This is a genomic window from Streptomyces sp. SD15, from assembly GCF_054462255.1.
In genome coordinates, this window is sequence record NZ_JBTLMO010000010.1 from 19,375 (window position 1) to 39,396 (window position 20,022).

A 20,022-nucleotide genomic window follows, 5' to 3' on the forward strand; every position below is an offset into this window, starting at 1 on the left:
AGGCCCGGTTCCTCGCAAGGGAACCGGGCCTCCGGTGTCGTACCAGACCGTGCTTCGAGCTACGCCTCGAACACCTCACGCACCAACTGCTCCTGCTCCGCCTGGTGCCGCTTCGCGGAACCGACGGCGGGCGACGAGCCGGCCGGGCGCGAGATGCGCCGCAGGCGCTCGCCGTGCGGGACGTCGGCGCCGACCGCCAGGTCCAGGTGGTCGATCAGGTTGAGGGCGATGAAGGGCCAGGCGCCCTGGTTCGCCGGCTCTTCCTGGGCCCACAGGTACTTCTCGGCGTTGGGGTACTTGTTGACCTCCGCCTGGAGCTCGGCACCCGGCAGCGGGTACAGGCGCTCGATGCGGATGATGGCCGTGTCCGTGACGCCGCGCTTCTTCCGCTCGGCCTCGAGGTCGTAGTACAGCTTGCCGGCGCAGAAGACGACCTTGCGGACCGCCGCGGCCTCGACCGAGTCGTCGCCGATGACGGGGCGGAAGGCGCCCGTCGTGAACTCCTCCGTCTTCGACGCGGCGGCCTTGAGGCGCAGCATCGACTTCGGGGTGAAGACCACCAGCGGCTTGTGGTGCGGGTTGTGCACCTGCCACCGCAGGAGGTGGAAGTAGTTCGACGGGAGCGTCGGCTGGGCGACCGTCATGTTGTTCTGCGCGCACAGCTGGAGGAAGCGCTCGATGCGGGCGGACGAGTGGTCCGGGCCCTGGCCCTCGTAGCCGTGCGGGAGGAGCAGGGTGACGCCGGACGTCTGGCCCCACTTCTGCTCCGCCGCCGAGATGTACTCGTCGACGACCGTCTGCGCGCCGTTGACGAAGTCGCCGAACTGCGCCTCCCACATCACGAGGGCGTCGGGGCGGGCCAGCGAGTAGCCGTACTCGAAGCCCATGACCGCGTACTCGGAGAGCAGGGAGTCGTAGACGTTCAGGCGGGCCTGGTCGTCCGCGAGGTACTGCAGCGGGGTGTAGTCCTCGCCCGTGACCCGGTCGATCAGCACCGCGTGGCGCTGGCCGAAGGTGCCGCGGCGGGAGTCCTGGCCGGAGAGGCGGACCGGAGTGCCATCGAGGAGCAGGGAGCCGATGGCGAGGGTCTCGCCCATGCCCCAGTCGATCGTGTCGTCCTCGATCATCGACGCCCGGCGCTGCAGCTGCGGGAGCAGCCGCGGGTGCACGGTGACGTGGTCGGGGATGTTGACCTGGGACTCGGCGATCCGCTTCACGACCTCCTGGGAGACCGCGGTCGTCACGGCCACCGGGAACTCGGCCTGCGGGTCGGGGACGTGCACGACGGCCGGAGCGGCGACGGCCTCGCGGACCTCGGTGAAGACCTTCTCCAGCTGGCCCTGGAAGTCCTGCAGCGCCTGCTCGGCCTCTTCCAGGGTGATGTCGCCGCGACCGATCAGGGACTCGGTGTAGAGCTTGCGCACCGAGCGCTTCTTGTCGATCAGGTCGTACATCAGCGGCTGCGTGAACGCCGGGTTGTCGGACTCGTTGTGTCCGCGGCGGCGGTAGCAGATGAGGTCGATCACGACGTCCTTGTTGAACGCCTGACGGAACTCGAAGGCCAGGCGGGCGACGCGGACGACGGCCTCGGGGTCGTCGCCGTTCACGTGGAAGATCGGGGCCTCGATCATCCTCGCCACGTCCGTCGCGTACATGGAGGAACGCGAGGACTCGGGGGCCGCCGTGAAGCCGACCTGGTTGTTGATGACGATGTGGACCGTGCCGCCCGTGCGGTAGCCGCGCAGCTGCGACATGTTGAGCGTCTCGGCGACCACGCCCTGGCCCGCGAAGGCCGCGTCACCGTGCAGGGCGACGGGGAGGACCGTGAAGTCCGTGCCGCCCTTGTTGATGATGTCCTGCTTGGCGCGGGCGATGCCCTCGATGATCGGGTCGACCGTCTCCAGGTGGGACGGGTTGGCGGCCAGCGAGACGTTGATCTGCTCGCCGTCCAGGCCCGTGAACACGCCCTGGGCACCCAGGTGGTACTTCACGTCGCCGGAGCCGTGCATCGACTTCGGGTCGAGGTTGCCCTCGAACTCACGGAAGATCTGCGCGTACGACTTGCCGACGATGTTGGCGAGAACGTTCAGGCGGCCGCGGTGGGCCATGCCGATGACGACCTCGTCCAGGCGCGACTCGGCCGCGCTGTCGATGACCGCGTCGAGGAGCGGGATGACCGACTCGCCGCCCTCGAGGGAGAAGCGCTTCTGGCCGACGTACTTCGTCTGCAGGAAGGTCTCGAAGGCCTCCGCCGCGTTCAGCCGGCGCAGGATGCGCAGCTGCTCCTCGCGCTCCGGCTTGCTGTGCGGGCGCTCGATGCGGTCCTGGATCCACTTGCGCTGCTTGGGGTCCTGGATGTGCATGAACTCGATGCCGGTGGTGCGGCAGTACGAGTCACGCAGCACGCCGAGGATGTCGCGCAGGTTCATCAGGGACTTGCCCGCGAAACCGCCGACCGCGAACTCGCGCTCCAGGTCCCACAGGGTGAGGCCGTGCTCGGTGATGTCCAGGTCGGGGTGCTTGCGCTGGCGGTACTCCAGCGGGTCGGTGTCGGCCATGACGTGGCCGCGGACCCGGTAGGAGTGGATCAGCTCGAAGACGCGGGCTGCCTTGGTGACGTCGTCGTCGTGGCTGGCGTCGATGTCCTTGAGCCAGCGGACCGGCTCGTAGGGGATGCGCAGCGACTCGAAGATCTCGTCGAAGAAGCCGTTCTCGCCGAGGAGGAGGTTCGCGACGACGCGCAGGAACTCGCCGGAGGCGGCGCCCTGGATCACCCGGTGGTCGTAGGTCGACGTGAGCGTCATGACCTTCGAGATGCCGAGCTTGTTCAGGGTGTCCTGGGAGGTGCCCTGGAACTCCGCCGGGTAGTCCATGGAGCCGACGCCCATGATGACCGACTGGCCGGGCATCAGGCGGGGCACGGAGTGGACGGTGCCGAGGCCACCCGGGTTGGTCAGGGAGACCGTGACACCGGTGAAGTCGTCCATCGTCAGCTTGCCGTCACGGGCGCGGCGGACGATGTCCTCGTAGGCCTGCCAGAACTCGAAGAAGTTCAGCGTCTCGGCCTTCTTGATGCCCGCGACGACCAGCTGACGGTCGCCGTTGGGCTTCACCAGGTCGATGGCGAGGCCGAAGTTGATGTGCGGCGGCTTGACGAGGGTGGGCTTCCCGTCCTTCTCCGCGAAGTGCCAGTTCATCGACGGCATGGCCTTGATGGCCTGCACCATCGCGTAGCCGATGAGGTGGGTGAAGGAGATCTTCCCGCCCCGGGCGCGCTTCAGGTGGTTGTTGATGACGATGCGGTTGTCGAAGAGCAGCTTCACCGGGACCGCGCGCACGGACGTGGCCGTGGGCACCTCGATCGAGGCGTTCATGTTCTTCGCGACCGCGGCGGCAGGGCCGCGCAGCGGGATGTACTCCGGGCCCGCGGGGGCCTCGGTGGCCGGCTCGGCCGTCGGCTTCGCGGCGGCCGGAGCGGCCTTCGCGGGCGCCGGAGCGGCCTTCACGGGCGCCGGGGCGGCGGCAGCGGGCTTCGGCGCGGCCGGAGCAGCCGCGGGAGCGGCGGCCGGGGCGGGCGCGGGAGCCGCGGGAGCGGCCTGAGCCGGGGCCTGGGGCGCCGCAGGGGCCGCCGGAGCGGCAGGCGCGGCCTGAACCGCTGTGGTGGTCTCTGCGGCCCCCGCGGCCGCAGTACCCGCCGGAGCCGAGGCAGCAGCCGCCCCAGGCTTGTAATCGGCGAAGAAGTCCCACCAGGCTCGGTCTACCGAATTCGGGTCCTGGAGGTACTGCTGATAGATCTCGTCGACGAGCCACTCATTGGGTCCGAAGGCGGCAGCAGGGTTCTTCCCGGCTTGGTCCTCGGTCGAGATGCTCGATGAGTTACTGGGGGACTGTGGCGACACGGCGGCAACCGCCCTCTTCCGCTTCACAAGGTGATGGACAGCGGAAATAAAGGCTACGCCTCCATGGCCGAGAAGGTCAGGCCGGGCCCGTCCAACGTCGTGTAAGTCACATCGGAAAGTGTGTTTCGGCTGTGGAAATGGCGGGAAACAAGCGGGGTTTCGGCCCGGCTGGGTACGTTCATTCAGGGTCGCGGTACGACTCACGCGGCCCTGTGCCTGATCACACGTGTCCACGAGCGCGGGACTTCGATGGATCCTGTGGCTCCGGTTCGAACTTTACGTCAACTTGGCAAAGATGGAAGCCCCGGAAGGGTGACTTGGATCAGGCAGCCGCGCCTTGATTCGGCCACACCGATCCGGCCGCCGTGCAGATCGACGGCCCAGCGGGCGATGGCGAGCCCCAGGCCCGTACCGCCGTCGCTGCCCGGTCCGTGCGGCGACGGCACCCCGCCCCGGTTGAATCGCTCGAAGATCTGGTGCCACTCCGACTGCGGAATGCCGGGGCCCTCGTCCAGGATCTCCAGGGCCAGCGACTCCGGGAGGTCGCCCCGCCGGGCCTTCACGGTGACCCGGCCGTGCGGCGGGCTGTGCTTCACCGCGTTGTCGATGAGATTGGCGACGACCTGGTGGATCCGCTCCGGGTCCGCGTGCGCGGTCAGCTCCGGAGGCGACACGTCGAGGTGCAGATGGACGTCCGTGCGGGTGTGGCTGCCGGAGCCCGAGGCGATGCCCGCGCGCGCGGAGGCGACCATGTTGGCCTCCTTCAGCACACCCGACAGGTACGGCCACACCTCGAAACGGCGCTTGCGCAGGGGTACGACCCCGTTGTCCAGCCGCGACAGGTCCAGCAGCGTCTCCACCAGCCGTCCGAGGCGCTCCGTCTGCTTGAGCGCCGTCCGCATGGTCTCGGGGTCGGCGGCGGAGATGCCGTCCACGATGTTCTCCAGGACGGCGCGCAGGCCCGCGATGGGGGTGCGCAGCTCGTGCGAGACGTTCGCCACGAGCTCCTTGCGCTGGCGGTCCTGGGCCTCCAGCTCGTCCGCCATGAGGTTGATCGTCTGGGCCAGGTCGCCCAGCTCGTCCCGGCGGTTCTCACTCACCCGGCGCGTGTAGTCGCCGCGTGAGATGGACCGGGCGACCGCGTTCATCTCGTCCAGCGGGGCGGTGAGCGAATGCGCCACGAACTGCGTTATCAACAGTGTGGCGATCATCGAGAAGACCGTGATGAAGCGCAGCTCGGTCTCGGTGCGCATCGCGATCACCATCAGACCGGTGGTGATGAAGACCGAGACGACGACCAGCGTGCCCAGCTTCGTCTTGATCGAGAAAGGACGCACGGAGCCCCAGGGCTCCGTGTTCCTGCGCTCTCCCGGTCCGCCCGGTCCGCTCAATCCACCCGATCCGCCCGGTCCGCTCGATCCACTCATGAGATCTGCCCCCTCAAACAGGTCCTTCAAAAGGCCCCGCTCAGGGAGTCGGGGTCTCCAGCGCGTAGCCCACGCCATGGACGGTACGGATCCGCTCGGCGCCGATCTTCCGACGCAGCGCCTTGATGTGGCTGTCCACGGTCCGCGTACCCGAGGCGTCCGCCCAGTCCCAGACCTCGGCCAGCAACTGCTCGCGGGAGAGTACCGCGCGCGGCGTGTTGGCCAGACAGACCAGGAGGTCGAACTCGGTGGGCGTCAGGTGCACGTCCTCCGAGCGCACTCGTACCCGGCGCTGTGCGTGATCGATCTCCAGCTCGCCCAGGCGCAGGATCCCGGTGCGCGGCGTCGAGGCGGCCACTACGGCGCGCTCGACCCGGCGCAGCAGGACGTGCACGCGGGCAGCCAGCTCGCGCATCGAGAACGGCTTGGTCATGTAGTCGTCGGCGCCGACGCCGAGCCCGACCAGCATGTCGGTCTCGTCGTCGCGCGCGGTGAGCATCAGCACCGGCACCGGGCGCTGGGCCTGCACGCGGCGGCAGACCTCCAGGCCGTCGAAGCCCGGCAGCATGATGTCGAGGATCAGCAGATCGGGCTGCCATGCCTCGGCGGTGTCGACGGCGGCCGGCCCGTCGCCCGCGGTTTGTACGAGAAATCCCTCGGCGCGCAGGCGGGCCGCGATGGCGTCGACGATCGTCGGGTCGTCCTCGACCACCAGCACCCGGCGCTGAGCGCCCGGCGTCGCCGCCGTGCCGTTGTGGGATGTGTGGGTCTGCTCCATCGCCCGCCCCTGAAGTGTGCTTTCCGGAATCCGTGGGGTGATCCCATGACTGCGCTTGACGCTTGAATGATCTGCGTCAGGGAAGCAGGGTACGGGCAGTCACCTTCGCTCGGCTATCCAGGCCCGACCGCGAGATGGACGACGTCCGGAACGCCCCGGGCAACGGGGATCTCTTTGGTACGCACCCGTCGGAACCCGGCATTCCGCAAGGTTCCTTCAAATTCCGGAGAGGGCTGGGCCGACCACACCGCGAGCACCCCGCCGGGCTTCAACGCCCTTGCGCAGCTTGCCAATCCGGCCGGTGCATAGAGGGCCCTGTTGCCCTCCGTGACGGTCCAGCCGGGCCCGTTGTCGATGTCCAGGCACAGCGCGTCATATGTGGCGGAGATCTCATTGACGTGAGCGAGCAGATCGGCCTCGGCAATTTCCGTACGCGGGTCGGCGAGCGCCCGCGCGGAGAGCTCCGCGAGTGGTCCGTCGCGGTGCCAGTCGACGATGGCCCGCTCACGTTCGACGACGGTGATACGTCCCCAGCGGGGGTCCGCGGCGGCATGCGCGAGGGAGAAGCCGACGCCGAGGCCGCCGATCAGCAGGCTCGGCTCCGCCCGCCCGTCCAGGGCCTCGAGCGCCGCGTCGACCAGTAACCGCTCCGAGCGGCCGTCGGAGGTGTCCATCAGGAAGCACCCGTTGGCGATGATCTGCAGCAGCGTGCCGTGGCGCCGCAGCACGACCTCGCCGTACGGGCCCTCGCGACGGTCGATGACTACCGGGGTGTCGTACGAGGTGGGCATCGGCCCATCGTGACAGTTCCTTGACGCCGAGCCGAGGGAATTCCGGATGTCCGACGCGCGCCGCGGCGGACTGAGGGGGGCGGTTCAGGTGCTCCGGGCCGTGGCCAGCCGCAGGGCCAGCTCCGGGATGCCGAGTCGGCGCTCCTGCTCGGCGGAGGCCCCGTGCAGCTTGTTGGTGAGCTGGTAGGGGTCGGCGCGCAGGTCGTAGTACTCGCGGAAGAGCACCTGGCCGCTGTGGGACCCCCGGGGCGGGCGGCCCTGTTTGTCGAGGCGGAGCCGGTAGTACTCCGTGTACTGCTCGGTCTTGCCGATGTACGACGCCCAGCTGTGGATCGGCTGCTTGTCCTGGCGGTTCCACCACCACTCGGCGAGCACATGCGTGCGGTCGTTCGTGCCGAGCAGCGAGTGACCGTCGTGCGGGGTGTCCGGGGTGATCCCGGCGGCGTCGAGGAGGGTGGGCGCGATGTCGACGTGGGCGGCCAGCCGGTCGTCGGCCGCCGCCCCGCCGAGCCCGCCGCCCGGCCACGACAGGTAGAACGGCACTTCCAGGCTCGGCCGGTACGGCACCGACTTGCGCAGCCAGCCGTGGTCACCCCAGAGCAGGCCGTGGTCACTCGTGAACAGCACGAGCGTGTTGTCGAGCTGGCCGAGCGCGCGCAGCTTGTCGCGGAAGTCCCGCATCGCGTCGTCGACGGAGAGCAGGGTGCGCAGCTGACGTGCCCGCAGGGCCTGTCCGTCGGCGAGCGAGTGGTGCGCCGCGCCGCCGCGCAGGAACGGCGGCTTGTCTGCCTTGTCGCTCTTGTCGCTCTCGAAGACGGACGGGCGTCCGTCCCAGTCCGGCACCGGCGTCCGCTCGTACTTCTTCTCCGGGATGTTCACCTCGTGTGCCGCGCGCGGGGCGACGTACGCGAACCACGGCCGGTCGTCGCTCCGGGAGCGCTCCATGAAGGCGAGGGCGTGGTTCTTGATGACGGTGGTGTTGTAGCCGGGGATGTTCCGGACGGTCCCGTTGTCGTTGTAGTGGCCGTTGTAGTAGCTGACCGGCTCCTGCAGCAGCCACTCGTCGAAGTGTGGCGGGTTCACGCCCGGCTGCCAGAAGTTGAGGTACTTCCCGAACATTCCGGTGCGGTACCCGGCCTGGTGCAGCTGCCGCTGCACGGTGGTGTTCTGGTCGAGGCGGGTGGGGTGGCGGGTGTCGAGTACGCCGTGGTGGTGGGCGTACCGGCCCGACATGATCGAGGCACGGGAGGGGGCGCAGAGCGGGGTGTTGGCGTGCGCCCGCTCGAAGGTCACACCGTGCCCGCCGAGCCAGTCGATCGTCTCGGGGGTCGCCCACTCCGTCTCCTTGGGCTGGTCGTCGGTGACGACGACCAGGATGTTGGGGCGGTCGGAGCGCCCCGCGCCGGGGGTCCGGCCGGCGGCCGGCGTCTGCGGAGAGGTGGCGGGCGCCCGGCCGGCGACCGGCGCCGCGGTCCGCCGTACGGTCGCCCTTTCGGCCGCGCCTTCGCCGTCGCCCGCCGTGGCCCGGACGACCACCGTCCCGGCCGCCGCCGCGGCCACCGCCCCGGCCCCCACCACCAGACCGCGCCGCGTCGGCCCCCGCCCCTGACCCTCGCCCACTTGATCCCCCGATTCCCCGTTTTACGACCCTGCTTGCTGTGAATGAGCTTGCAGTGTGAAGGAGTTCGCTGTGAATGCCGTTGCAGTGGTGTAGCGGTGTCCTTGCGGTGGTATGAAGGCGCGGAAGCGCAGGTCGCCGCCTTGTCACCGGGCGATCGCCGAGAGCGAACACGCCTTGGGGAACAATCCAAGGCTCACCTGCATTGAGTCGGCATAGCTCAACTTGCTTGTCGAGAGGAAGATCATGGCTGCCGACTCCACGAAGTCCACTCCGCTGACCCTGCCCGTGCTGCCGCTCGACGACGAGGTCGTCCTGCCCGGGATGGTGGTTCCGCTCGACCTGAACGACGCCGATGTGCGCGCCGCGGTGGAGGCCGCCCAGGCCGCCGCGCGGACCGAGCCCGGCAAGCCGAAGGTGCTGCTGGTGCCGCGCATCGACGGGGCGTACCCGAGCACCGGTGTGCTCGGCACCGTCGAGCAGGTCGGCCGCCTGGCCGACGGTGACCCGGGCGCGCTGATCCGCGGCCGTGGGCGCGTACAGATCGGCGCCGGCACGACCGGTCCGGGCGCCGCGCTGTGGGTGGAGGGGACGCGCGTCGACGAGACCGTGCCGGACCCGCTGCCCGGCCATGTCGCCGAGCTGGTCAAGGAGTACAAGGCCCTCGCCACCAGCTGGCTGCGCAAGCGCGGCGCCTGGCAGGTCGTGGACCGCGTACAGGCCATCGACGACGTTTCCGCCCTTGCCGACAATTCCGGTTACTCGCCGTTCCTGTCCACCGAGCAGAAGGTCACGCTGCTGGAGACCGCAGACCCGGTCGCCCGGCTGAAGCTCGCCACCGAGCAGCTGCGTGAACACCTCGCGGAGCAGGATGTCGCCGAGTCCATCGCCAAGGACGTACAGGAAGGCGTCGACAAGCAGCAGCGCGAGTTCCTGCTGCGGCGCCAGCTCGAGGCAGTGCGCAAGGAACTGCGCGAGCTGAACGGCGACTCCAAGGACGGCGAGGAGTCCGACGACTACCGGGCCCGTGTCGAGTCCGCCGACCTCCCCGAGAACGTTCGCGAGGCGGCGCTCAAGGAGGTCGACAAGCTGGAGCGGTCCAGTGACCAGTCGCCCGAGGGCGGCTGGATCCGGACCTGGCTCGACACCGTTCTCGAGCTGCCGTGGAACGAGCGGACCGAGGACGAGTACGACATCCGGGGAGCGAAGGCGATCCTCGACGCCGAGCATGCCGGTCTCGAGGACGTGAAGGAGCGCATCACCGAGTACCTCGCCGTGCGCAAGCGGCGTTCCGAGCGTGGGCTCGGCGTGGTCGGCGGGCGGCGTGGCGGCGCGGTGCTCGCGCTCGTCGGACCGCCCGGCGTGGGCAAGACAAGTCTGGGTGAGTCCGTCGCGCACGCCATGGGCAGGAAGTTCGTCCGGGTCGCGCTCGGTGGTGTGCGGGACGAGGCGGAGATCCGTGGACACCGGCGTACGTACGTCGGTGCGCTGCCCGGCCGTATCGTCCGCGCCATCAAGGAGGCCGGGTCCATGAACCCGGTGGTCCTGCTCGACGAGATCGACAAGGTGGGGTCCGACTTCCGGGGCGACCCGGCCGCCGCCCTGCTCGAAGTGCTCGACCCCGCCCAGAACCACACCTTCCGGGACCACTACCTGGAGGTGGAGCTGGACCTGAGTGACGTGGTGTTCCTGGCCACGGCCAACGTGCTGGAAGCCATCCCGGAGGCCCTGCTCGACCGGATGGAGCTGGTCCGGCTCGACGGGTACACCGAGGACGAGAAGGTCGTCATCGCACGTGATCACCTGCTGCCGCGGCAGCTGGAGCGGGCCGGTCTGGAGAAGGGCGAGGTCGCGCTCGACGAGAGCGCGCTGCGCAAGCTCGCCGGGGAGTACACCCGGGAAGCGGGCGTACGCAACCTGGAGCGGGCCGTCGCGCGGCTGCTCCGCAAGGTCGCGGCGCAGCACGAACTCGGTGAGCGGGAGCTGCCGTTCACGGTGACCGACGCCGATCTGCGCGGGCTCATCGGGCGGCCGCACCATGTGCCCGAGTCCGCCCAGGACCCGGCCGAGCGCCGCACGGCGGTGCCCGGTGTCGCCACCGGTCTGGCCGTCACGGGCGCCGGCGGTGACGTCCTCTACGTGGAGGCGTCGCTGGCCGACCCGGAGACGGGCGCGGCAGGGCTGACCCTGACCGGTCAGCTGGGTGACGTGATGAAGGAGTCGGCGCAGATCGCCCTCTCCTTCCTGCGCAGCCACGGAGCCGAACTGGAACTCCCGGTCGGCGACCTGAAGGACCGGGGCGTGCACATCCACTTCCCGGCGGGCGCGGTCCCGAAGGACGGTCCGAGCGCGGGCGTCACGATGACGACGGCGCTGGCCTCGCTGCTGAGCGGACGGCTCGTCCGTACGGACGTGGCGATGACCGGCGAGGTCTCGCTCACCGGGCGGGTACTGCCCATCGGCGGCGTCAAGCAGAAGCTGCTCGCCGCGCACCGGGCCGGGGTCACGACGGTCGTGATCCCGAAGCGCAACGAGGCCGACCTGGACGACGTCCCGGCCGAGGTGCTGGACAAGCTCGCCGTCCACGCCGTCACGGACGTCCGTCAGGTCCTGGAGCTGGCCCTCGCCCCGGCGACGAACGGCGCGATCCCGGAGGTGCCGGTGGCGGCGTGACGGACGCCGCCGGACGGCCTCCGGCAGGCAAGGCCCGGATCCCTCACGAGGGGACCCGGGCCTTCGCCGTGCGGCTCAGCCGCCTGCGAGGGAGCCTGATGGAGAAGCTGCGCACGGAGAACGACCGGTGGGAAGGGGCCCGGAGGCTGCCGTTGGTCTGCGCCTGCGAAATACTGACGGAGCTGCGGCCATGGCGATTTTTGGCAGAAACTTTCAGGACCGGGAAACCAGAGCAGGGGTGCTGACGTGCACGAGGGCGGAAACGAGGGCGGGCATCCGGCCGCATCCGACGTGTCGGGAAGTGGTGTGGACCGGCCTGCCCCGCCCGGCGGCGGGGACCCCGAGTTCCTGTCCCTGGAACGCGAGTTGACCGTGTTCCTGCGCCGCGCCCGCGCCAACCAGGGCGAGATGGCCCGCGAGGTCCACCCGGACCTGGAATCCGCCGCGTACGGACTCCTCGTACGCCTCGACCAGTGCGGCCGCCAGCGCGCCACGGAGCTCGCCGGCTACATCGGCGTCGGCAAGGCCACCATGTCCCGCCAACTGCGCGCCCTGGAGGACCTCGGCCTGGTCACCCGCGAACCCGACCCGGCGGACGGCCGGGCGTGGCTGATCCGTCTCACCGAGGAGGGCCGCAGCCGCGTCGGCAAGGTCCGCGAGGCGCGGCGCGCGCGGTACGTCGGCCAGCTGTCCCACTGGGACCGGCGCGAGGTCGCGGAACTGGCGCGGCTGCTGCAGCAGCTCAACCGGGGGATGGAGAAGGACAAGTAGGACCTGTCCGGGCGCGCGAGGCGGTCCGGAGAGCCGTCAGGCAAGTCGGAGCTCGGCGTACACCACCGTCGCGTCGTCGTGCGTCTTGCTCCGCCTCAGGTACGTCCGCGCCTCCGCGTCGGCCCGCTCCAGCGCTCGTACGCGATCCACCAACTCCTGCGCGCCCTCCTTGCGTACGAGGGTGAAGCAGTCCGCCCAGTCGCCCTCGCGGAACTTCTCCACCCACCGTGTCGCCCCGTCCGTCAGCGCGGCCAGGGCGCGGACCTCGGCGCGCGGCAGCACCCCCGTCACCGCCCGCCCCGCCACCGACGGATCCGCCGCCGCCGTATAGAAGCCGCCCTCCTTGTTGCGGACCGTGGCGTCGGCCGAAGCGGCCGTGGCCAGGGAGGCACGGGGGAGACGGGACAGGCGGTCGTCCAGTACGGCGATGACCGCGCCGTCGGGAGACTCCACGAGGAGCGCCGAGTCCGAGAGGACCAGGTACTCGACCGCGTCCGCCGACCAGCGGGCCAGAACCACCGTCGCCTGGGGCGTCCGCGGGTGAGAAAGGTCACAGGTGTCGGAGTGCGTGTCGGCCACTCGGCGTATGGCCCGGGAAAGAATCTCCGGCAGCGTCAGATCCCGGCGGGAAAGGGACAGTTCGGTCAGTGCTCCGCCGAGGCGCGCGGAGAACCAGGGGACGGAATGCAGGCAGCCGTCGTCGCCCTGAGGGGGAGTCACGCCGTCCAGGAGGACCAGTGAACCCCCCTGTCCCGAGGCGGGAAGGCCGACCGATGCGAAGTCCTCATTGGGGCGGGCCGGGTCGCCCGGTTCCGAGACGAGTTCGGTGCGCATGCGATCAGTCTGCACGAGCCCTTCACTCGTTCTACGAAAGGCCCCCATCGGATGCCCCTTGGGCACGGACCTGCAGCTCAGCCGCCGGGTTTGGCATGGAATGATCTGTTCCGGCAAGGCGTGGCGGCGAATATTGCCAAAGCGCGTCGCCGACGTCCAACCGGCCCGCCGGACAAGGGCGCCGCACCCGCCGGAGGAACTTGCCCGGCAACTCCCGTCCGAGGTTCACTCCTTCGGGTGGCGGGCCGGACGATGCGGGATCACTGCCCACCGGCACTGGGAGGGTCGGGAACCGTACGGGGCGGACGCCTCAATTGACGGAACGTCACCCGGGCCCCTTGGGTACACGAGTCAGGAATGCGAGCACCGGTGCAGAAGATGCGGTCTCGGCGCACAGGCAAGCAGTCGGCCCAGCGGTCGGCCGGGCAGTCGCCCCCCGAGGCGGGCGCGGAGCGCACGCCGGGTGCCACGGGAGAGACTCCCGCCGGCAAGGGCCGCTCCGCTCATGTGCGCAATCGGCTGATCGTCGCCGTCGCGGTCGTCGCGGCCGCCATAGCCGGCGCCGGAGCGCCAACGGTGCTGGCCGCCTCCAGCCAACTGAACGACACCCAGAACCTGGTGACGCTCGCCGCGCGGACCCAGCAGGCGGTGACGCTCGCGCACGCGCTGGCCGACGAGCGCGACGAGGTCACCCCGTACATCGCCGCGGGCCGGCCCAAGTCGAAGGCACCCTCCGAGCAGCGCAGCGCCCGGGTCGACCGGCAGGTCGAGGAGTTGCGGGCGGACGAGGACACGCCCGCCGGCCTGCTGACGGACCTCGACGGCATCGCCGCCGTCCGCAGAGCGGCGCTCACCGGACAGAGCACCGCTCTCGAAGCGCACCAGGCGTACACCACCGCCATCGCCGAACTCCACGACCTCGCTGAGGACCTGGCCGAGCAGCTGCCGCCCCGCGCGGGCTCCGGCGGGTACGCCCTCGCCGAGCTCGACTCCGCCGTCCAGCAGTCCGCAGCCGCCCGCGGGCTGCTCCTCGCGGCGCTCGACATCCCGCGTACCACCCAGACCACCATCAGCCCGATCACCGGTCTGCCGGTCACCACCAGCACCTCGTCCGACGCCGACACCAAGCAGCGCGAGGCGCTCAGCGCCGCCGCCCAGCAGGCCCGGCTGCGCTCGGACGCGGCCCTCGCCGAATTCCGCGAGACGGCGTCCAAGGCGGTCCGGACCTCGTACGACTCCACGGTCACGGGACCGGACGTCACGACCGCCGACAAGTACCTCACCGGCCTCACCGACCAGCCGACGCTCTCCGACGGCGAGCTCGACTCCAGCGCGAAGAAGGTGGACGCGGCGCTGTCCGCCCGCGTCGAGCTCATGCGCGGCGCCGAGTCCGCCTTCTACGACCGCCGCACCAAGGACCTGGAACTGCTGCGGGACGACGACGTCACCGCGCTGGAGCTGCGGATCGCCCTGATCGGCACGCTGCTGCTCGTCGCGGTCGGCGTCTCGATGGCCATGGCCCGCACCCTCACCCGCCCGCTGTCCGTGCTGCGCCGCGGCTCGGCCCGCCTCGCCGCCGACCCGGGCGCCGGGGAACCGGTCAAGTTCACCGGCCGCAACGACGAGTTCGCCCAGGTCGTCCGCTCCGTCAACGCGCTGCACGCACACACCGCCGGACTCCACGAGCGGCTCACCACCCTCGACGCCGACCGCAGGCACCTCATCGGGCAGCGCCAGCTGATGGCGGACGAGCGCGACCAGCTCCGCACCGAACTCACCGCCGCGGCCGCCCACCTGGAGCAGGTGCGCGGCACCATCCACGGCACGTTCGTCAACCTCGCGCTGCGCACCCTGGGCCTCGTCGAGCGGCAGCTCGGCGTCATCGAGGGCCTGGAGGAGCGCGAGCAGGACCCGGACCGCCTCGGCACGCTCTTCAAGCTCGACCACTTCGCGACCGTCATGCGGCGCCACAGCGAGAACCTGCTCGTCCTCGCGGGCCACGAACACGTCCAGCACCACGCGGGGCCCGTGCCGCTCGTCGACGTCGTCCGCGCCGCGGTCAGCGAGATCGAGCGGTACGAGCGGGTCCGTATCGCCGCGCTTCCGCCGCACGCACACCTCGCCGGCTTCGCCGCCGACGACCTCTCGCACCTGCTGGCCGAACTCCTCGAGAACGCCTCGTCGTTCTCGCCGCCCGATCTCCCCGTCGAGGTCTCCGGCTGGCTCCTGGAGAACGGCGAGGTGATGCTCTCCGTGCAGGACGAGGGCATCGGCATGGCGGGCGAGCGGATGGACCAGCTCAACGCCAGGCTCTCCGACTTCGATCCGGACGACGCGTACGACCAGGAGAGCGGCGAGGGACTCGGGCTCGGCCTGTACGTGGTGGCCCGGCTCGCGCACCGGCACGGTGTCCGCGTGCAGCTGCGTGAGCAGCGGCAGGGCGGCACCGCGGTCGTGGTGGTCCTGCCGAAGGCCCTGTTCGCCGCCGCCCCGGCCGCCACGGTCCCCACGACCACCTCGTTCGTCGGCGGCGCCCCCTCGCTGTCCCTCCCGGGCGCCGACGCGGAGGCCAACTCCAATGTCCTGTACGGCCGCTCGGGCCGTACGGTGGCGGACCCGGTCGGCCACGAGGACCCGCTGATCGCGGCGGCGGAGGAGTCGGTACGCGAGGCCGCGTCCGAGCCCTCACCCGAGCCGACGCCCGCACCCGAGCCGACCCCCGAGTCGGCGACCGAGACCACGATGTTGCTGCTGGCGCCGGTGGCGCCGGCCGACGAGCCGGGCCAGCCGGATCGGCTGGATCAGCCCGACGAGGCCGGGACAGCCGGGGCTCCTGCCCCGGGCATCGTCGTCCCCGCCCAGACCACCACCGACCCGTACGCCATCGGCCCCGACACTCATGAGCGTGTCCAGGACGACGAGCGCGAGCGGGTCACCGACAAGGGTCTGCCCAAGCGGACGCCGAAGATCTCCGCGCCCGTGCAGGTGCCGAAGCCGCGCGCCGGGGGCGTGGACGCCGAGGCGCTGCGCCGTCGGCTCGGAGGATTCCACCGAGGTGCGGTCGAAGGCCGCCGCGACGTCGAGGCGGAGATCGCCGAGCAGACCGCGGAGACGCACGCACCCGCCGCGCGCGACCACGCGCCGGACCTAGTAGACGCAAGTGACGCATCGGGGGGCACTGTCGAGGAGGCAAGCAGTTGACCGCGACCAGTACGTTCGGCCTGAGCAGTGAAGCCCGCAATCTGCACTGGCTGTTGACGAACCTCGTCGAGGAGGTGCCGGGCCTCCTGTCGGTCGCGGTCGTCTCCTCCGACGGTCTGTTGCTGCTCTCCTCCGACCCCGGAAGGAACGCGGAGGCCCGCACGGGGGCGGAGGAACGCCCCACCGGCCCCAAGGGCTCCTCCGCCGACCTCGCCACCATCGTCTCCGGCATCGGCAGCCTCACCATCGGCGCCGCCAAGCTGATGGACGCGGGCGGTGTCAAACAGACGATGGTCGCGATGGACGAGGGCAGCGTCTTCGTCATGTCGATCAGCGACGGTTCGCTGCTCGGTGTGCACGGCGCCCCGGACTGCGACATGAGCGTGGTGGCGTACCACATGGCGCTCTTCGTCGGCCGCGCCGGACATGTGCTGACCCCCGAACTCCGCAGCGAGCTACGCCAGTCGCTGGAAGCCAAGCCGATGGGGAGTGTCCAGTGAGTACGTCCTCCACGTCCAAGCTCCCGGTCCGAGGCGGCGACCGCAAACCCGCCCGGGTACGCCCCTACTCGCTCACCGGCGGCCGTACCCGCTTCGGGCATGTGCTGCTCGTCGAGACGTTCGTCGCGGCGCTCGAGGCCCCGGAGACCCGCAAGGAGCTGACCAACGGCTCGCTGGAGACCCGGGTGATGCCCGAGATGCGGGCCATCGTCGAACTCTGCCGCCGGATGCGCACGGTGGCCGAGATAGCCGCCCTCCTCAAGATGCCGCTGGGCGTGGTCCGCGTGCTCCTGAGCGACCTGGCGGACCAGGGAAAGATCCGTGTGTACGGAACAGGTCACGGCCCGGGACAGCCGGACCGCGCTCTGCTGGAAAGGGTGCTGAATGGACTCCGTCGTCTCTGAGGGCGCGCCGAGAACCGCCTTCCCCGCCGCCGCGGCACCGGTGCCGCTCCCCGAGGCCGACGAGAACCTCAAGGCCTGGCAGACGGACCGCACCCGCGCCCCGATCGCCACCAAGATCGTGGTGGCGGGCGGCTTCGGCGTGGGCAAGACCACGCTGGTCGCCGCGGTCTCCGAGATCACGCCCCTCCAGACGGAGGCGCTGATGACCCAGGCCAGCGAGGACACCGACGACCTCACCGCGACACCGGAGAAGCTGACCACCACCGTGGCCATGGACTTCGGCCGCATCACGCTCGACGACGACCTGGTGCTCTACCTGTTCGGCACGCCGGGCCAGCAGCGGTTCTGGTTCATGTGGGACGACCTGGTGCGCGGCGCGATCGGCGCGGTCGTCCTCGCCGACACCCGCCGCCTCAAGGACTGCTTCCCGGCGCTCGACTACTTCGAGAGCTGCGGACTGCCGTACGTCGTCGCGGTCAACCACTTCGACGGCAGCGAGCGGTTCGACGCCGACGATGTGCGCGAGGCTCTCACGATCCCCCCACACATACCTGTCATGATCATGGATGCCAGGCGCCGGATCTCGGTCGTCGAGACTCTGCTCGCGCTGGTGGGGCACGCGCTCGACGTGAGCCCCGAATAAGTCGTACGTAGAGTTAGGACGCGCGCATGCGGAAGATACTCGTCGTTGGAGCCGGCCAGTCCGGACTCCAGCTCGCCCTCGGCCTCCAGTCGCACGGGTACGAGGTCACCCTGATGTCGAACCGGACGGCGGACGAGATCCGCACCGGCCGAGTCATGTCGACCCAGTGCATGTTCGACACGGCACTCCAGTACGAGCGCGATCTCCAGCTGAACTTCTGGGAGTCCCAGGCCCCGAAGATCGAAGGACTCGGCGTCTCGGTGGCTGTCCCCGGCTCCTTCGACCCGGGCCCCTCGCAGCGCGCGATCGACTGGGTCGGCAAGCTCGACGGGTACGCGCAGTCCGTCGACCAGCGGGTGAAGATGGCCGGCTGGATGGAGACGTTCGCCCAGCGCGGCGGCCAGCTGGTCATTCACGGCGCCGCGGTCTCCGACCTCGATTACTTCTCCCGTACGTACGACCTGGTGCTGGTGTCCGCGGGCAAGGGCGAGCTGGTGTCGATGTTCGGCCGGGACGCCTTCCGCTCCACGTACAGCGAGCCGCAGCGCGCCCTGGCGGTGGCTTACGTCCACGGTCTGGGGCCGCGCCCGGAGCACCCGGACTACGACGCGGTCCGCTGCAACCTGGTGCCCGGCGTCGGTGAACTCTTCGTCATGCCGACCTTCACCACCTCCGGCCGCGCGGACATCCTTTTCTGGGAGGGCATACCCGGCGGTCCGCTCGACGCCTTCAACGGCGTCAAGGATCCGGCCGAACACCTCTCCCTGACCCTGGAACTCATGGAGCGGTTCACGCCGTGGGAGTACGCGCGGGCCACCAAGGTCGAACTGACCGACGCGCACGGAACGTTGGCCGGGCGCTACGCCCCCACCGTCCGTAACCCGATCGGGCGGCTGCCCGGCGGCGGCCTGGTCCTGGGTGTCGCCGACGTGGTCGTGGCGAACGACCCGATCACCGGACAGGGCTCCAACTCCGCCTCCAAGTGCGCGGCGGCGTACCTCGCCTCGATCCTCGAGCGTGAGGACAAGGAGTTCGACGAGGAGTGGATGCGGGCGACGTTCGATCGGTACTGGGACACGGCACAGCATGTGACCAAGTGGACGAACGCGATGCTGGGGGTTCCGCCGGAGCATGTGCTGAACCTGCTCGGCGCGGCGGGTCAGCTTCAGCCGGTCGCCGATCGGTTCGCCAATGGGTTCAACGATCCGGCGGACTTCGAGAACTTCTTCTACGAGCCTGAGAAGACCGGGACTTATTTGGCTTCGGTGGCGGGGGCCTGAGGGGTCGTTGCCGGGCGCGGGGGGTTTGTGGCCGGCTGCGCCGGCGCGGCGGAGTCGCAGGTGTCACAGCCCCGCGCCGCTTTCGGGGCGCTCAGCGCCGGCGGGGTGTAGTCCTTCAGGGGCTTTGCCTTCGGGTCCGGTCGTACCGCGCCCCGTAGCGGGTTGGCCGCGACGGGGGAGACCTTGATCTTCTCTCCCGGCCTCGGCGCCTGTACCACCAGGCCGTCGCCCAGGTAGAGGGCGACGTGGGTGGCCTCGGGGAAGTAGATCACCAAGTCGCCGGGGCGCAGCTCGTTCAGGGGGATGTGGGGGAGCTTGGCCCACTGTTCCTGGCTGGTTCTGGGGATGGGGCGGCCGGCGCGTTCCCAGGCCTGGGAGGTCAGGCCCGAGCAGTCGTACGACCTCGGGCCCTCGGCACCCCATTCGTACGGCTTCCCGAGCTGCCCCACGGCGTACCGCACCGCCTCCTCGCCCTCCCGGGAGGGCGCCCGCTCGCTGCTCAGTGCCCCGGAGGCCAGGAGCTTCTGCTGGGCCGCGGCCGTCCCCGCCCGTTCCAGCTCGGCGAGCTCGGCGAGCTGATCGGCGCTGAGGGAGGCGAGCAGCTCCTCGACATCCTTGAGCCGGTCGCGTACCTCGTCCCGTTCCTTCTTCCGCCGCTCGGTGAGGGTGAGTTGATCGTCGAGGGCCTTCCGGGCCGCCCGAGCCAGCCCGTCCTTCCGCTTCTCGCTGACCGCCAGCCGGTCCACGGTCTCGACCCGGTCCCGCGAGAGCTGCCCGATCAGGTGCCCTTCGTCCAACGCGTGCTGCGGGTCACGGGCGAGGAGAAGGCGTACGTACGAGGAGATCTCGCTGCTGTTCTGGTACTGCTGCCGGGCGAGCCGCCCCGCCGCGCCACGGCTGTCGAGCAGGGACAGGCGGGCCCTGGTGAGGCTCGCGTCGAGCCGGGCGACCTCGGCCCGCTGCTTCTTCAGTTTCTCCTCGGTCGCGTTGTACGTCTCGGTGGCGCGCTCGGCGTCCCGGTACAGCCGCTGAAGGTCCGTCAGCAGCTGTGTGACGGAGGCCTTTGTGTCCGGGCCGGGGTCCGGGGCGGCCGCCGCGGGCACGGGTGCGAGCAGCGCTCCGGTCGCCGCCATGGTCGTACAGACCTTGAGCAGAAGCCTTCCTGACACGTCATCACCTCCGGTGCCGGGGTGGTCCGTCCAC

Annotated in this window: 14 protein-coding genes; 7 read left to right on the forward strand and 7 right to left on the reverse strand. The window is 70.3% G+C overall.

Annotated features, from left to right (window positions below):
* Nucleotides 1-59: 59 nt before the first annotated feature.
* The 5 genes from ACX28W_RS12255 to ACX28W_RS12275 all read right to left on the reverse strand — a co-directional run bounded on the left by ACX28W_RS12255 (nucleotide 60) and on the right by ACX28W_RS12275 (nucleotide 8,515).
* A complete protein-coding gene (locus tag ACX28W_RS12255; protein WP_458998935.1) occupies nucleotides 60-3,899 on the reverse strand; it encodes a multifunctional oxoglutarate decarboxylase/oxoglutarate dehydrogenase thiamine pyrophosphate-binding subunit/dihydrolipoyllysine-residue succinyltransferase subunit in 3,840 nt (1,279 codons plus the stop codon).
* Between the two features lie 281 nt (nucleotides 3,900-4,180).
* Nucleotides 4,181-5,326, reverse strand: a complete 1,146-nt coding sequence (locus ACX28W_RS12260; RefSeq protein ID WP_458998936.1) for a HAMP domain-containing sensor histidine kinase — start codon at nucleotides 5,324-5,326, stop codon at nucleotides 4,181-4,183.
* A gap of 40 nt (nucleotides 5,327-5,366) precedes the next feature.
* Entirely contained in the window at nucleotides 5,367-6,104 is a 738-nt protein-coding gene (locus ACX28W_RS12265) for a response regulator transcription factor (RefSeq protein ID WP_362083054.1), read from the reverse strand.
* A gap of 113 nt (nucleotides 6,105-6,217) precedes the next feature.
* Nucleotides 6,218-6,895: a spermidine synthase family protein gene (locus ACX28W_RS12270; protein WP_458998937.1), complete on the reverse strand. Its 678-nt coding sequence runs from the start codon at nucleotides 6,893-6,895 to the stop codon at nucleotides 6,218-6,220.
* An 84-nt stretch (nucleotides 6,896-6,979) separates the two neighbouring features.
* Nucleotides 6,980-8,515 (reverse strand): sulfatase family protein, encoded by a 1,536-nt coding sequence (locus ACX28W_RS12275; RefSeq protein ID WP_458998938.1) that lies wholly within the window; start codon nucleotides 8,513-8,515, stop codon nucleotides 6,980-6,982.
* A 244-nt stretch (nucleotides 8,516-8,759) separates the two neighbouring features.
* On the opposite strand from ACX28W_RS12275, the gene lon reads away from it, so the two are divergent.
* The gene (gene lon, locus ACX28W_RS12280; RefSeq protein ID WP_458998939.1) at nucleotides 8,760-11,186 is read left to right on the forward strand and encodes an endopeptidase La; all 2,427 of its coding nucleotides are present in this window, start codon (nucleotides 8,760-8,762) and stop codon (nucleotides 11,184-11,186) included.
* A 246-nt stretch (nucleotides 11,187-11,432) separates the two neighbouring features.
* Entirely contained in the window at nucleotides 11,433-11,957 is a 525-nt protein-coding gene (locus tag ACX28W_RS12285) for a MarR family winged helix-turn-helix transcriptional regulator (RefSeq protein ID WP_458998940.1), read from the forward strand.
* A gap of 36 nt (nucleotides 11,958-11,993) precedes the next feature.
* Here the strand turns inward: ACX28W_RS12285 and ACX28W_RS12290 are convergent, their stop codons facing one another.
* Complete coding sequence (locus ACX28W_RS12290) at nucleotides 11,994-12,791, reverse strand: hypothetical protein (protein ID WP_458998941.1); 798 nt, start codon at nucleotides 12,789-12,791, stop codon at nucleotides 11,994-11,996.
* Between the two features lie 369 nt (nucleotides 12,792-13,160).
* Here ACX28W_RS12290 and ACX28W_RS12295 point away from each other — a divergent pair, with 369 nt between their 5' ends.
* The 5 genes from ACX28W_RS12295 to ACX28W_RS12315 are packed head-to-tail and all read left to right on the forward strand — an operon-like array spanning nucleotide 13,161 to nucleotide 18,819.
* The gene (locus ACX28W_RS12295) at nucleotides 13,161-15,992 is read left to right on the forward strand and encodes a sensor histidine kinase (protein WP_458998942.1); all 2,832 of its coding nucleotides are present in this window, start codon (nucleotides 13,161-13,163) and stop codon (nucleotides 15,990-15,992) included.
* Nucleotides 15,989-16,492 (forward strand): roadblock/LC7 domain-containing protein, encoded by a 504-nt coding sequence (locus ACX28W_RS12300; RefSeq protein WP_458998943.1) that lies wholly within the window; start codon nucleotides 15,989-15,991, stop codon nucleotides 16,490-16,492. Before ACX28W_RS12295 ends, ACX28W_RS12300 begins: the two co-directional genes overlap by 4 nt.
* Nucleotides 16,489-16,896, forward strand: coding sequence for a DUF742 domain-containing protein (locus ACX28W_RS12305; protein ID WP_458998944.1), 408 nt, complete (start codon nucleotides 16,489-16,491; stop codon nucleotides 16,894-16,896). The genes ACX28W_RS12300 and ACX28W_RS12305 overlap by 4 nt, the downstream gene beginning before the upstream one ends.
* Nucleotides 16,877-17,539, forward strand: a complete 663-nt coding sequence (locus tag ACX28W_RS12310; protein WP_458998945.1) for a GTP-binding protein — start codon at nucleotides 16,877-16,879, stop codon at nucleotides 17,537-17,539. The genes ACX28W_RS12305 and ACX28W_RS12310 overlap by 20 nt, the downstream gene beginning before the upstream one ends.
* A gap of 26 nt (nucleotides 17,540-17,565) precedes the next feature.
* Nucleotides 17,566-18,819: a styrene monooxygenase/indole monooxygenase family protein gene (locus ACX28W_RS12315; protein ID WP_458998946.1), complete on the forward strand. Its 1,254-nt coding sequence runs from the start codon at nucleotides 17,566-17,568 to the stop codon at nucleotides 18,817-18,819.
* On the opposite strand, the gene ACX28W_RS12320 is transcribed toward ACX28W_RS12315, so the two are convergent.
* A complete protein-coding gene (locus ACX28W_RS12320) occupies nucleotides 18,792-19,988 on the reverse strand; it encodes a C40 family peptidase (protein WP_458998947.1) in 1,197 nt (398 codons plus the stop codon). The genes ACX28W_RS12315 and ACX28W_RS12320 overlap by 28 nt on opposite strands.
* Nucleotides 19,989-20,022: the final 34 nt, after the last annotated feature.

Excerpts from the sequence above, each read along its gene's own strand:
- ACX28W_RS12270 (WP_458998937.1), bottom strand. The coding sequence starts at position 6,895 with ATGCCCACCTCGTACGACACCCCGGTAGTCATCGACCGTCGCGAGGGC.
- ACX28W_RS12315 (WP_458998946.1), top strand. The coding sequence starts at position 17,566 with ATGCGGAAGATACTCGTCGTTGGAGCCGGCCAGTCCGGACTCCAGCTC.
- ACX28W_RS12265 (WP_362083054.1), bottom strand. The coding sequence starts at position 6,104 with ATGGAGCAGACCCACACATCCCACAACGGCACGGCGGCGACGCCGGGC.
- ACX28W_RS12310 (WP_458998945.1), top strand. The coding sequence starts at position 16,877 with ATGGACTCCGTCGTCTCTGAGGGCGCGCCGAGAACCGCCTTCCCCGCC.
- ACX28W_RS12290 (WP_458998941.1), bottom strand. The coding sequence starts at position 12,791 with ATGCGCACCGAACTCGTCTCGGAACCGGGCGACCCGGCCCGCCCCAAT.
- lon (WP_458998939.1), top strand. The coding sequence starts at position 8,760 with ATGGCTGCCGACTCCACGAAGTCCACTCCGCTGACCCTGCCCGTGCTG.
- ACX28W_RS12260 (WP_458998936.1), bottom strand. The coding sequence starts at position 5,326 with ATGAGTGGATCGAGCGGACCGGGCGGATCGGGTGGATTGAGCGGACCG.